We start from the raw sequence: 13,502 nt of genomic DNA, 5'->3' as shown, positions 1-13,502 counted from the left end.
AGGCTCGGCGCCTGCACCCAGGACCAGATCGCGCTGTTCGTCGCCGGCACCGTGGTCAGCGACTGGGTTCCGGACCAGGTCATCCTCGACATCGGCACCAAGGTGCTCGGCCGCGAGGGCAGCCCTGAGCGCGGGTTCGGCGGTATTGCCGGCACCAGCGCCGTGCTGTCCAAGCTCAACGAATACCACGGCTTCCTCCCGCTCCCCGAGGGCTTCCGCCCGGGTGTGGGCACCGTGCTCCCCGTCGTGCCCAACCACGTCTGCCCGGTCGTGGTCAATTTCGAGGAGTACATCGTCACCGACAGCACCGGCACCGCGCTCGAGCGCTGGCCCGTCGACGCCCGCGGATTCCTCAACTGAGAAGGCCGGGGCGGGTTTCCCCCGCCCCGGCCGCCGTTCCACCCCTGAAGAAAGGGTCGTCATGAGACTCGAGAAGGTCACCGCCCTGGTCACGGGCGCCAACAGCGGCATCGGCCAGGCCGTGTGCTCCCACTTCCGCCGCGAAGGCGCACGCCTGCTGCTCACCGGGCGCAAGGAGCAGATCGACAGCGCCCAGCCCGAGGACGTCTACGTCCCCGGAGACCTCAACGACGAGGCCTTCGTCGAGCGCCTGGCCCGCGAGGCCGCCGAGACCTTCGGCACGATCGACACCGTCGTGCTCAACCACGGCCTGCAGGTCAGCAGCCCGCTGACCGAGATGTCCTACGAGGACGCGAAGAACACGCTGCACAGCAACCTGCTCAGCTCGTTCCTCGTGATGAAGCACTTCGCGCCCCTCATGCCCGCCACGGGCGGCTCCTTCGTCCTCGTCAGCTCCCGCCTCGGCATGGTCGGCAAGCCCCATGAGGTCCTGTACTCCGCGGCCAAGGGTGGGCTCATCATGCTCGCCAAGGGCGCGGCGATCGAGTGGGCGCCCCGGAACATCCGCGTCAACGTCGTCGCCCCCGGCCTGACCGCGACCCCGATCATCGAGGCCTCCTTCCAGCGCAAGGCCGACCCCGAGGCCACCCGCCGCGAGCGCGAGGGGCAGATCCCGCTCCAGCGCCTGGCCACCCCGGAGGAGGTCGCCGACGCCGTGCTCTTCCTCGCCTCCTCGGAGTCCTCCTACATCACCGGGGCAACCCTCCCCGTCGACGGCGGCTACACCGCCTTCTAGCTCCCACCCACCACGCCTTAGACAGAGAAAGACACATCATGACAGCCCTCGCGGCAACCCCCCGCAATGGAGAGCTCGGCTTCTGGATGACCGGGCAGGCGGACAAGCGGCCGTCGTTCCCCCGCTTCACCGGCCAGGACTCCGTCGACGTCGCCATCGTCGGCGGCGGCTACACCGGCCTGTGGGCGGCATACTTCGCCAAGAAGCTCGAGCCGTCGCTCTCGGTCGCCGTCTTCGAGGCCGAGCAGGTCGGCTACGGCGCCTCAGGCCGCAACGGTGGCTGGCTCTCGGCCATGCCTGCGGGAAACCGCGCCAGGTTCGCCCGTGCCTCCGAGGGGGGGATCGAAGCAAGCCGGGCACTGCAGCGGGAATTCGTCCACGGCGTCGACGCTGTTCTGGACATCCTCAAGGCCGAGGGCATCGACGCCGACCAGGACAAGGGTGGGGCGCTCGTCGCGGCCCACACTGAGGCAGGGCTGGGCCGGCTTGTCGCGAGGCGTGAGGCTGATCTCAAGTACGGCCTGACCGAGGACGAGAGCCAGCTGATCGGCCGGAACGAGTTCCAGAGCCAGATCAACATCTCCACGGTCCATGGTGGGCTCTTCTACAAGCACTGCGCCCGCATTCACCCCGCGAAGCTCGTGTACGGCCTCGCCGACACCCTGACGTCCATGGGTGTCCAGATCTACGAGGGCAGCCGAGTGGACAGCGTCGAGGGCAAGACCCTGACCCTGGCCAACGGACGCGTCTCCGCGGCCAAGACGTTCATCTGCACCGAGGGCTACTCGGGACCGCTGCTGGGCAAGCGGACCCTGATCCCGATCAACTCATCGATGATCATCACCAAGCCCCTCTCGGACGAGGCCTGGGAGCAGATCGGCTGGAACGGTGCCAAGTGCCTCAACGACTCGGCGCACACGTTCATCTACTCGCAGCGGACGGCGGACGGCCGCATCGCCATGGGGGGCCGCGGTGTCCCCTACCGCTTTGGCTCAGGCACGGGTGGGGACGGCGCAACCGCCCAGTCCACCATCGACCTCATCCTGCACAAGCTCAGCACCTTCTTCCCGGGCATCCCCTTCGAGGCTGAGCACGCCTGGTCGGGCGTCCTGGGCGTCACGCGTGACTGGAACGGCGGCGTGCACTGGGATCCGGCCTCCGGGGTCGGTTCGTCCACCGGCTACGCGGGCCACGGCGTCACGGCCGCCTACGTCGGCGCCAGGACCCTCGTGGAGCTGGCCTTCGAGAAGGAGACCGAGCGGACCAGCCTTCCCTGGGTCGGCTACCGCTCGAAGAAGTGGGAGCCGGAGCCCCTCCGCTTCCTGGGCGTCCACGCCATGTACCGGCTCTTCGGCATCGCGGACCAGTGGGAAGAGCGCCGGGGGTCGAGCCAGACGTCTCTCCTGGCCAAGTTCGGCAGCCGACTCGCCGGCCTTCACGAGTAAAGGGACACTGGCATCATGGACGCGAAACTCGCAGTCATCGGCCTGGGCAGCATCGGAAGCATGGCCCTGTGGCAGGCCTCCAAGCTGACCGACTCCGTCGTCGGCTTCGAAGCCGCCACCCCCGCCCACGGCCGCAGTGCTGTGGGCGGGGACACCCGCCTGTTCCGCATGATCTACACCGGGAACCCCGGCTTCTACCCCATCATGGAGCGCTCGCGGAGCCTCTGGGCGGAGCTCGAGGCGGATACCGGGCAGGAGATCCTCACGCCCACGGGCGGCCTGTCCATCGGGACGGAGAACGGCAGCTACATCACGAGCGTCCTCGAGACGACGCGCGTGACGGGGGCCGACTTCGAGCTCCTCAGCCACGACGACCTGGCGGAACGCTACCCCCAGCACAACCTCCACCCCGACGACGTCGCCGTCTACGATCCCCGGGCGGGCGTCCTGCGCACCGACCGCGCGGTCTGCGCTGCCATTGCGGCGGCCAAGGCCAACGGCGCCACCGTGCATCAGAACACCCCCGTGGACAGCATCACGGAGACGGAGGACGGCGTGGTGGTCACCTCGGGCGACAGGACGTGGACGTTCGAGAAGGTCATCGTCGCCGCGGGCGGCTGGGCTCAGAGGCTCATGCCCGATTACCTCAAGGCTGCGGTGGAGACCAAGCGGCTCATCCTGACCTGGTTCGTCGCCGAGGACGGCGCGCAGTTCTCGCCGGAGAACTTCACCACTTTCAGCCGGGTGTACGACAACCGCTCCATGTACGGCGCACCTGCCGTCGATGGGGTGACGGTCAAGGCAACGCTGGACGGCCGCGGACGGCCGACCCCGAACCCCGACTCCGTGCCCAGAGACCTCACCCCGGAGGAAATCGCGGAGACCACGGAGACCGTCACGGAGTTCCTCCCGGGACTCATCCCTACCATTGTCCGCTCGGACGCCTTCCCTGAGCTCTACACCCAGGACAAGAGTCCGCTCATCGGCTGGATGGAGGAGAACAGCCGGGTCTACTGTGCCGCCGGATTCAACGGGGGCGGCTTCAAAATGGCCACCGGCTACGGCCACATCGCCGCGCACGAGGCGCTCGGCACGCAGACCTTCGAGGGCCTGGATTTCGTGCGTCCGGGACGGTTCACGACCACGCAGCCAACGCCCTCCGCCGCCGCGGCGCAGTAGCCTCGGGACCGCCCTTCGGCTGACGGCCGTTGCGGGACTCTTTCTCGGGTCCGGCAACGGCCGTCTGTCGTCACCCGCATTACGCTGTCGGCGCCAGCCGCTAGGCTGAAGCCATGGTGGCGAAGATCTTCGGTTCACTGTTCGGGGGCGGTGCGGAGCGCGAGCCGCAGCGCATCCTCGACGAGCGACTGCCCGTGACCCAGGAGCAGGAGCTCGAGCAGACGCGCGCCGCCCTCGGCGATCTCCGCAGCGCCATCCGGCGCGCCGGCGCCGTCCTGCCCACCCTCGCCTCATCGCGCCTGCGCCAGACCGACGACCTCCTGAGGGCCCTCATCGACTACATCGCCGAGCACACAGCGTCGACCGAGCAGCGCGTGCTGCTGAACGCGATGATCACCGACTACCTCCCCACGTCTCTCCGGGTCTACCGCGCGCTGCCGCCGTCCGCACACCAGGACGCGAGCCCGGAGACGGACAAGCTGCTCGAGCAGCTCGACATCCTGCACTCGACCGCCCTCGACCTCGACCACCAGGTCCGCTCCGGCGCCATCGCGGAGCTGAGCGTGCACGGCCGGTTCCTCCAGGACAAGTTCGACGTGGGCGGCATCCGCCTCACGCCCGGCGGGGGCGGGCAGCTCCCCGACTCGCATGAAGGAGACACCCGCTGATGGCCACGATGGTCGCAGGCAGCAACGCCCCGCTCACGGCCGAGAACCCCGGGCTCGCGGGCGTCATGGTCGCCATGGGCTGGCAGACCACCCCGAGCAACGGGCCGCAGTCCGAGCTGACGGCCATGGCCATCGTGTGCGGCGCCGACGGGCGCGCCGTCACCCCCGAGCACCTCGTGTTCTTCAACCAGCTCACGACGGCGGGCGGCGGGGTGCGGTTCTCCGAGGCGCCGCAGGCGCGCGCGGATGTCGAGCAGATCGACGTCGAGTTCTCGCGCGTCCCGGCCGAGGTCGCCAAGATCGCGTTCCTGGCCTACGTCGACCCGGAGCTGCGGGGGCCCGGAACGTTCGGGGCGGTGCGCAGCGCCTACATCCGCGTGGCCCGGCCGGACGGGTCCGAGCTCCTGCGCTTCGACGTGCCTCAGGCGCACGGCGAGAGGATCAAGGCCATGATGTTCGGCGAGCTCTACAGGCACCGCGAGGACTGGAAGTTCCGCGCCCTCGGCCAGGGGTACGAGAATGGCCTCGCTGGGGTGGCCCAGGACTTCGGGCTGGCCCTCTGATGCGGGATCGCCGAGGTCTCAGCGGTTCCGATGTGCCGTTCCTGACCCGGCGCGTCCGGGAGCAGCCTGCCGCGGCCCATCCGTCCTCCCCCGCCTCCGCGCACGGCCGGAGCCCTCTCGACCTGTCAGCGCCGGCATCCACCCCCGCGGTCGCGACAGGGCAGAGCCGCAACCCCCTTGACCTCTCCGCTCCCTCTGCCGGGCGCGGCGCCACCGCCGCGGCACAGCGGACCCCGACCCGCCCGGCCTCCCCCGAGGAGCGCCTCTACCCAGCCCCCGCCCTCGGCGAGCTCCGCCAGCTCACGGCGCGGGACGCCGTCGTCCGCCTCAACCCGCGGCAGGCGGGCGTCGGCTCGCTCGTCGTCACGGGCGCCCGTGGCGTCGCCTGGGAAGGTGCCGACCGGACGACCGGAGCGCAGAGCGTGCACCGCGAGGAGATCGGCACGCCGATCCAGACGGCGGGGAACCGCCCGCTGCTGAGCTTCGTGAGCCGGGACGCGGTGCTGGTCCTGAGGCATGCGCGCGAGCTGAGGCGCGCCCTGTTCATCGCCGCGGAGGGGCCGATGACGGCCGTCGCGTTCGCGGGCGCCGGCGTCGCCGTGCACGGCTCGCTCGGCGCAGGGCAGCGGACCGTGCTGACGGCCACGCGGATCGGCTCCGTGCTCGAGCTGCGCGCGGAGTCCGTTCCGGCCGACTGGGACGACGGGCAGATCTGGCGGGAGTTCGCCTTCACCATGACCGTGGGACTGGGGGCCCCGCTGCGCTAGGCCGGCTGAGGCCGGAGATCCGTCGAGACCGGAAGACGTCCGGGTCAAGCATGCACCGACAACATCCTGGGGGACCCCGTGCTGCACTTCTCCTTCCTCAACGACAGCACCCGCGACCGGCTCTTCCACCGGCCGCCGCGGGAGCTGACCCCTGAATCCGACCCGACGACCCTCGCCGTCGGGCTCGGCGCGACCCTCTACACCCCGGGGACCCGCCCCGGCCTGGCCGAGGGCCTGCTCAAGCGCGCGCGCTCGGGCTGCACGAGCACCGTGCTGTGCCTCGAGGACTCCGTCGCCGATTCGGCCGTGGCTGGGGCCGAGGACAACGTCGTGGCCGCGCTCGAGGAGCTTGGCCGCCGCCGCCTCGCCGGGGTGGACGGGATCGCCCCGGCCGAGGGCGGCAACCCCGCCGCCGGGGTGTGGACAAGTAGCGGGAGCCGGCCCGAGCGGCTGCCCCTCCTGTTCGTCCGGCCCCGCACGCCCCAGCAGCTGCTCGCCGTCGGGCGCCGGCTCGGGCCGGCCGCGGAGCTGCTCACGGGCTTCGTTCTGCCCAAGTTCGAAAACGCCTCCGGCCGCGGCGAGCGGTTCCTGTCCGCCCTCGACCGGCTCAACACCGAGCTCGCCCCGAGGGTGCCCCTGCGCGCCATGCCGATCATCGAGCACCCTGTCACGACGCACCGCGAGTCCCGGGTCAAGGCCCTGCTGGCGGTGCGGGAGCTCCTGCGGGCGCACCGCGGGCAGATCCTCTCGATCCGCCTCGGCGCGACCGACATCGCGTCGGCGTACGGCCTGCGCCGCTCGCGCGACCTGACCATCTACCACGTCGGAGTCGTCGCCGACGTGATCTCCGACGTCGTGGGCATCCTCGGGCGGGCGGACGACGGCTGGGTCATCTCGGGAACGGTGTGGGAGCACTACTCCAACACCGAGCGGATCCTCCGGCCCCTCCTGCGCGCGACGCCGTTCGAGGTCGCCAACTCGGCGATGCTCCGGCAGCACCTCCTCGGGGCGAACCTCGACGGGCTCATCCGCGAGATCGAGCTGGATCAGGCGAACGGGCTCACCGGCAAGACGGTCATCCACCCCACGCACGTGCCGGTCGTGCACGCGCTGCACGTCGTGAACCACGACGAGTACCAGGATGCCCTCGACATCATCGGCTCGGAGGGCGGCGGCGCGAGCGCATCCAAGTCCGGCACGCGCATGAACGAATCCAAGCCGCACCGCGCGTGGGCCCGGCGCACGCTCCAGCGCGCCGAGGCCTACGGGGTCGCGCGGCCGCGCGTGAACTTCGTCGACTTCCTGGAAGCGAGCATGAAGTGAGCGGACCCGCCATCGCCGGTGCGTGGACCGGCGCCCTCGTGGGCGAGCGGCTCCGGATCAGGCTCACGACGGCGCCCGGCAGCCTCCTGCCCGTCGACGCCCTCGTGGGACTCGCACTCCGGCGCAACCCGCGGCGGGCGCAGCTGCTCGTCTCGCGGGCGCTCGCAAAGCACGTGCCGACCCCGCCGGGACTCGCGATCGGCGCCGGGCGCCTGCTCGGGGCCGCGGTCGCCGTCCGCCTCGGCCTGCCGTGGGATCCGGGGACGACGGCGTGCGGCACCGCGGGCGCGGCCGGCGCCGAGGGCCTCGCCGCGGGTGCGCGAGCGCTCGAGGGATGGCTGGCCGGGACGCCCGCCGCGTGCCGCGAGGTCGTGCCGCTCCCCGCGCGGCCGCCCGCGGCCGGCGTGGCCCTCGCGACGATCGGGTACGCCGAGACCGCGACGGGCCTCGGGCACCTCGTGGCCGAGTTCCTCGGCTCGTACTACGTGCACTCGACCCGGGCCGCCGTCGCCGTGCGCCCCTACGGCGCCTTCGAGGAGGAGCACTCGCACGCCACGAGCCACCAGCTCACGCCCACGGATCCCGGGCGCCTCGCCGGGGCGGACGCCGTCGTGCTCGTCGACGACGAGCTCAGCACGGGGCAGACGGTGCTGAACACCGTCCGCGAGCTGCACGGGTCCTGGCGGCCGGAGGGCGAGGCGGCTGGTTCCGAGGGCGCCCAGGCGCGGCGGTATGTCGTCGCGACCCTCGTGGACCTGCGCTCCGACGCCGACCGCGCGCGCTTCGACGATCTCGCCGTCGAGCTCGGCTGCGAACTCTCGGTCGTGGCCCTCGCCGAAGGCCGGATCTCCCTGCCGGAGGACCTGCACGAACGGTCCGCGACATGGCTGGCGGAGGTCGACGGGAGACCCGAGCTCGGGGGCACGTCCCCCCATCTCACGGTCACACCCCCCAACGTCGGCGGCACGTCCCCCCATCTCGGCGACCCAGACCCCCATCTCGGCGTGGCCGGGAGGGTGGCCTTCGTGCCGGCTCCGGGGGCCGCCGGAGTGTCCCCTTCCGCGATCCGCAGCGCCCGGTACGGCGTCGACACGGCCCAGCCGGCGACGCCCGCCGGCGCTGACGCCCCCGACGACGCCCCGGCGGCGGGCGAGCCGCCGCTCGACCTCCAAGCGCTCGAGGCCGTGGACCTCCTGCGCGAGCTCCTGTCCGCGGTGCCGCGGTCGGGCCGGATCCTCGTGCTGGGCTCCGAGGAGCACCTCGCGCTGCCCCTCGCCATCGCGGACGGCCTCGCGTTCGGGCGCGACCGGCCCGATTCCGCCACCGTCCTCTTCTCCTCGACGACCCGCTCCCCCGTCCTCGCCCAGGACGACCCTGGGTACGCGATCCGCTCCGCCGTCCGCTTCGCCTCGCACGACCACGCCGTCGACGGCGGCCCCGGCACGGGCCTGCGGTTCGCCTACAACCTGGCCACGCCCGGCGAGGAGTTCGACGTCGTCGTCTACGTCCCGGAGCCGGGCACGCCGCGCGCCGCGCTCGAGACCCCCGGGGTCCCGGGGACGGCCGCAGCGGGCGAGCCGAGCGCCGTCGAGGCCCTCGCGCGCGTGGCGCGCCACGTCGTCGTGCTCCAGTTCCCGGCCGCGGCGCCGTTCCCCGAGCCGCTGCGCGGTCCGGGAACTGGGGTCGCCGCACACGGCCAGGGCACCTTCGGCTCGTACCCGGCGGAGGACGTCGGCTGGCTCCTGACGGACCTCAGCGGCGCGCCGCTCGAAGCGCCGACCCACGTGCGCGAGGCCGCGATCCAGTCGGGCCGGGCCAGCTACGCCGAGTCGCTCCCGCACGAATACGAGCCCAGCCCCGAGTACCGGGCGCTCTTCCGCGAGGCCCTCGCCGAGAGCGCGGGGCGGATCGCGGAGGCGGTCGGGTCGGTCACCGAGCAGGTCCTCGAGCTACGGGCCGGGGAGCCCGTGCTCGTCTCGCTCGCGCGCGCCGGAACGCCCGTCGGAATCCTCATGCGCCGCTGGGCGCGGGAGGTCCGCGGGATCGACGTGCCGCACTACACGATGAGCATCGTGCGCGGGCTCGGGATCGACGCCAACGCCCTGCGCTTCCTGCTCACGCGGCATCGGCCCGAGCAGATCATGTTCGTCGACGGGTGGACGGGCAAGGGCGCGATCGCGCGCGAGCTCGCGGCCGCCGTCGAGGCGTTCGCTCAGTCCGACGGCGTGCGGCTGTCCCCGGAGCTCGCGGTCCTCGCCGACCCCGGCCACTGCGTGCGCGTCTTCGGCACCCGGGACGACTTCCTCATCCCGTCGGCGTGCCTCAACTCGACCGTGTCCGGCCTCGTCTCGCGGACCGTCTACAACCGCGCGCTCATCGGCCCCCACGATTACCACGGCGCCAAGTTCTACCGCGAGCTCGCGGACGGGGACGTCTCGAGCGAGTTCGTCGAGGCGGTCGCGGCGCACTTCCCGGGGGCGCGGGGCGGCCCCGTCTCCCGCGCGGGCGCGAGCCCCGCCGCCAGCAAGCCCCGGCCGGACACCGAGCCGACCTGGGCGGGCTGGGCCGCCGTCGAGCGCATTGCCGAGCAGCACGGCCTGGGCCCTGCCCACCACACGGTCAACCTCGTCAAGCCCGGCGTCGGCGAGACGACCCGCGTGCTCCTGCGCCGCGTGCCCTGGAAGGTCCTGGCCCGCCCCGAGCTGCTGGCGCGCGACGCCGGCGGCCGGCTCGTGCGGGGCGAGCTCGCCCACGTGCTCCTGCTCGCCGAGCAACGGGGGGTCCCGGTTGAGCCGGTCGAGGGCCTGCCCTACAGCTGCGTCGGGCTCATCCATCCGAAGTACACCCCCGGGGCGACCGGGGCCGACGGGAAGACGGTGCTCGATGTCTGACAGGGCGACACTGGGCGGGACGGTGAGCCCCCTCATTCCGCGGGCGCCCCTGCCCGCCCACCTCGCGGGGCTGCCGGTCGTCGCGTGCGACCTGGACAGGACGCTCATCTACTCCGCCAAGGCCCTCTACCTCGAGGGCCCCGACCACGAGGCCCCGCGGCTCGTCGTGAGCGAGGTCCACGAGCAGCTTCCCCTGAGCTACATGACGCGCGAGGCCGAGGACCTCCTCCTCGAGCTCCTCGACCACTCGTTCCTCGTGCCCGTCACGACCCGCACGCGCGCCCAGTTCCGCCGCGTCCAGCTCCCGCGCACGCGGTACGCGATCACGACCAACGGCGGCGTGCTCCTGCACCACGGGCAGCCCGACGGCGACTGGGCCGCCCAGGTGCGCGACGCCGTCGACCGCGGGTCCGCGCCGCTCGCCGAGGTCCTCGCGCACCTGGGCGCGAAGCCGGCGCCCGGTGTGCAGCGGGTCCGCACGGCGGAGGACCTGTTCGCGTACGCCATCGTCGAGCGGGCGGAGCTGCCCGAGGGGTACGTCGCACGGCTCACGGCCTGGTGCGCGGAGCTCGGGTGGGTCGTCTCGCTCCAGGGCCGCAAGCTCTACTGCGTCCCAGCGCCCGTGACGAAGGAGGCCGCGATCGCCGAGGTCATGGACCGGGTCGGGGCCACGACCCTCGTCGCGGCCGGGGACTCGCTCCTGGACCGGGGGATGCTCGAGATGGCCAGCCTCCCCCTGCGGCCCTGCCACGGCGAGCTCGAGGCTGTCGGGTACCTGCGGGACGGGCTCGTCGTGACCTCCACGCCCGGCGTCCGCTCGGGGCAGGAGATCCTCGAGGCCGCCCTCGCCGCGGTGCGGGTCCGGACCTAGCGGGTCCCCCCGCGCCTCCAATTGTTGGGCAGAGCAGGGTGCCGGCGTCCCGCACCCTGCTCAACTCAACAATTCGCGCGGCCTGTGGGAGCCGGATCCTCCTCGACCGCCGGGACCCGGTCCCACTCCTCGGCCATGAGCCGGAAGGAGCGCTCGCGCAGGGACGGGTCGTGGGCGTAGCCGGTGAGGATGAGCTCGTCGATCCCGTAGGAAGCGGCGAACGTCCTGAGGAACTCCGCGCACTCCTCCGGCGTGCCAACCGCGGAGACGCGCAGGGCCGAGGACGCCATCTGCTCCTCGTGCGGGGCCCAGTCGAGCTCTCGCACGGGCGGGCGCAGCGGCCCGCGGGTGCCCCGGCGGATGCCGAGGAACATCTGCTGGTGCGTCGTGAAGAGGTGCTCGGCTTCCTCCCGCGTCGGGGCGGCCATGAGGTTCGCCCCCGCCATGACGTAGGGCTCGGGGATCTGGGCGGTCGGCGCCGCGGGGTTGAACATCTGCCGATAGGTCCAGATGGCCTCGGAGAGCTGGAACGGGGCGAATTGGCTCGCGGCCGCGAAGGGCAGGCCGAGCTGCCCGGCGAGGGCGGCACCCGCCGTCGAGCTCCCGAGGATCCACAGCGGCACGTTCGTCCCCCGGGCCACCCCGGCGTGGACGCCGTGCGAGAGCTGGGTGGACTCGGTACCGCCACCCTGTACTGATTCGTCGACCTGCTCCCCGAAGTACCACGCGAGGAGCCGGATGTTCGCCGCGAAGGCGGCCTCGCCGTCGTCGTGCGAGCCGCGGCGCAGGAGCGCTGCGGTGCGCGGATCCGTGCCGGGCGCGCGGCCGAGGCCAAGGTCGATCCGGTCGCCGTAGAGGTTGGCGAGCGTGCCGAACGCCTCCGCGACCGCGAGCGGAGCGTGGTTCGGCAGCATGATGCCGCCGGAGCCGACGCGCAGCGTGGACGTGTTCGCGGCGGCGTTGGCGATGAGCAGGGCGGTCGCGCTCGACGCCAGGGCGTCCGTGTTGTGGTGCTCGGCGTACCATAGACGCCGGTACCCGGACTCCTCCGCGAGGCGCGCGAGGCGCGTCGCGTCGGCGAGGGCGTCGGCCACGGTGGAGCCCTCCACGACGGGGGCAAGGTCCAGGATGCTCAGGGCGGTCACGTCTGCGGCAACCCCGCCCCGGCGCGGGATGTTCCCGAGACACGGGGTGACGACTTTGTCACGTTCGATAACGGGTCCGTTGCTTTTCTGCAACAGGATGCGCGGAGGCTTGTTAGGGCGAGTCAACCCCGGGAAACATGGGAGGGCACGCATACCTTGTGACGTGACCTGTCGGGAGGAACGGCTGTGGACGACGCCTTGCTCGTGGCCAATCTGGTCTATCTCGGAACCCTCGTCATCGGGGGCGTCCTCTTCCTGTGCTTTTCGATGGCATTCGTCATCGTGCTCTTCCTCGCGGGGGCCGGCCAGGGCGTCGCGTCCCTCCTCGGGATCGTCCTCCGGCCGTTCCAGCGCCTGTTCGCGCGCGGGCAGGCACAGGAGCGGACGACGGCGGCACCCGCGGGCGCGGACTCGGTGCGCGCCGCCGTGGTCGCCAAGGCGGATGCGATCCTCGCCTCACACAGCGCCGCGACCTACGCGTCCGCGGCCCAGTCCCGGGAGGCACAGTCCCCGGCCGGACGGCTCCGGCCCGAGCCCGCGGACGTGCCCGCACCGGCCCCGACGCCCGCCGCCCTCCCCGCCGCGGCGCCACGGCTCGCCATCACGGGGAAGTCCACCGGCGCCGTCGTGCGCCCGCACACGGGCACCCAGCCGATCCTCGTTGTGAAGGCCAGCTGACCCCTCCCCCAGCGGGAGGCTCTGACCGTGGAGTTCTCCCCATCGCGTCCCCACCAGCGGTACCGATAGCGTGGACCCAGAGTTCACGGGGAGGTCCCGGGGGCACGTTCCAGAGAGGGGATACAGGATGGCTATTAGGCAGGGTGCCAACGTCGAGCAGCTGCGCGACGTTGCCAAGCAGTTCAACTCCAAGGCCGAGGAGATCGCGAGCATCAAGAACAACCTCAACGGCCTGATCAGCAACAACATCCCGGAGAACTGGTCCGGCCGGGACGCCGAGCAGTTCAGGAGCAACTGGCACGCCGAGGGCCTGAAGTCCCTGAACAAGCTCATCGACGAGCTGCGCGAGGCGGCCAAGACGATGGACACGAACGCCAGGGTCCAGGAGCAGACCTCCAACTCGCTCAGCTGAGCCCGCTCACCGGGCAGTGCCCGCGGGCCGACATCTCCTGCTCTGGGCCGCTTCTCCTTGCGTGGTCCGGCAAGGAGAAGCGGTCCAGGGCAGCAGAAGCAGCTCAGGCGAGGAGACGAACCTCGGGAGAGGGCTCGCCGTCGTCCTCGGGGGAAGGGTCCTTCCCGGCGACGCCGAGGGCCCCGCAGCAATGCTGCGGGGCCCTCGTTGCATCTCGTGCGGCGGGCTGGCGTGCCCCCTCGGGTCCCGGGCGCTGGGTGTTCCGCCGCGGGCCGCTGCCGCGCCGCGCCGGCCGGTGGACCGGTGCGACTGACTGCCACCATGTGACCATCCAACTATCGGCATCGACAACTGGACCGGAGTAGAGTGGTCAATCTGACCAGCGCGCCCCCCTAAAAGCAGTG

At 72.0% G+C, this 13,502-nt stretch carries 12 protein-coding genes and 1 pseudogene; 12 read left to right on the top strand and 1 reads right to left on the bottom strand.

All coding sequences use genetic code 11. The features are described from left to right. The 10 genes and pseudogenes from BV907_RS06420 to BV907_RS06375 all read left to right on the top strand — a co-directional run. Positions 1-360, top strand: a pseudogene (locus tag BV907_RS06420) (alanine racemase); the annotation flags it as partial. 61 nt (positions 361-421) lie between these two features. Then, positions 422-1,156, top strand: coding sequence for an SDR family NAD(P)-dependent oxidoreductase (locus tag BV907_RS06415; protein WP_077488888.1), 735 nt, complete (start codon positions 422-424; stop codon positions 1,154-1,156). A gap of 38 nt (positions 1,157-1,194) precedes the next feature. Then, complete coding sequence (locus BV907_RS06410) at positions 1,195-2,601, top strand: NAD(P)/FAD-dependent oxidoreductase (RefSeq protein WP_217697889.1); 1,407 nt, start codon at positions 1,195-1,197, stop codon at positions 2,599-2,601. Between the two features lie 15 nt (positions 2,602-2,616). Beyond that, positions 2,617-3,780 (top strand): FAD-dependent oxidoreductase, encoded by a 1,164-nt coding sequence (locus BV907_RS06405; RefSeq protein ID WP_077488887.1) that lies wholly within the window; start codon positions 2,617-2,619, stop codon positions 3,778-3,780. Positions 3,781-3,893: 113 nt separating this feature from the next. Then, complete coding sequence (locus BV907_RS06400; protein ID WP_077488886.1) at positions 3,894-4,448, top strand: hypothetical protein; 555 nt, start codon at positions 3,894-3,896, stop codon at positions 4,446-4,448. Next, positions 4,448-5,011 (top strand): TerD family protein, encoded by a 564-nt coding sequence (locus BV907_RS06395; protein WP_077488885.1) that lies wholly within the window; start codon positions 4,448-4,450, stop codon positions 5,009-5,011. Before BV907_RS06400 ends, BV907_RS06395 begins: the two co-directional genes overlap by 1 nt. Positions 5,012-5,043: 32 nt before the next feature. Then, positions 5,044-5,778 (top strand): hypothetical protein, encoded by a 735-nt coding sequence (locus tag BV907_RS06390; RefSeq protein WP_077488884.1) that lies wholly within the window; start codon positions 5,044-5,046, stop codon positions 5,776-5,778. 78 nt (positions 5,779-5,856) lie between these two features. Then, entirely contained in the window at positions 5,857-7,101 is a 1,245-nt protein-coding gene (locus BV907_RS06385) for an HpcH/HpaI aldolase/citrate lyase family protein (protein ID WP_077488883.1), read from the top strand. Continuing rightward, positions 7,098-9,992 (top strand): phosphoribosyltransferase domain-containing protein, encoded by a 2,895-nt coding sequence (locus BV907_RS06380; protein WP_245827821.1) that lies wholly within the window; start codon positions 7,098-7,100, stop codon positions 9,990-9,992. The genes BV907_RS06385 and BV907_RS06380 overlap by 4 nt, the downstream gene beginning before the upstream one ends. Before the next feature lie 22 nt (positions 9,993-10,014). After that, a complete protein-coding gene (locus BV907_RS06375) occupies positions 10,015-10,863 on the top strand; it encodes an HAD family hydrolase (RefSeq protein ID WP_245827820.1) in 849 nt (282 codons plus the stop codon). 65 nt (positions 10,864-10,928) lie between these two features. Here BV907_RS06375 and BV907_RS06370 read toward each other — a convergent pair whose 3' ends face one another. Next, on the bottom strand, positions 10,929-12,008 hold the full coding sequence (locus tag BV907_RS06370; protein ID WP_245827819.1) for an LLM class flavin-dependent oxidoreductase: 1,080 nt from the start codon (positions 12,006-12,008) through the stop codon (positions 10,929-10,931). Positions 12,009-12,194: 186 nt separating this feature from the next. On the opposite strand from BV907_RS06370, the gene BV907_RS06365 reads away from it, so the two are divergent. Further along, on the top strand, positions 12,195-12,686 hold the full coding sequence (locus BV907_RS06365) for a hypothetical protein (RefSeq protein ID WP_077488881.1): 492 nt from the start codon (positions 12,195-12,197) through the stop codon (positions 12,684-12,686). Between the two features lie 127 nt (positions 12,687-12,813). Then, positions 12,814-13,098: a WXG100 family type VII secretion target gene (locus BV907_RS06360; RefSeq protein ID WP_077488880.1), complete on the top strand. Its 285-nt coding sequence runs from the start codon at positions 12,814-12,816 to the stop codon at positions 13,096-13,098. The last annotated feature ends 404 nt before the right edge of the window (positions 13,099-13,502 follow it).

This window comes from Sinomonas mesophila (genome assembly GCF_001999765.1).
GTDB lineage: Bacteria > Actinomycetota > Actinomycetes > Actinomycetales > Micrococcaceae > Sinomonas > Sinomonas mesophila.
The sequence above is the reverse complement of the archived record's forward strand: the minus strand, read 5'-3'. Positions and strand labels throughout refer to the sequence as shown.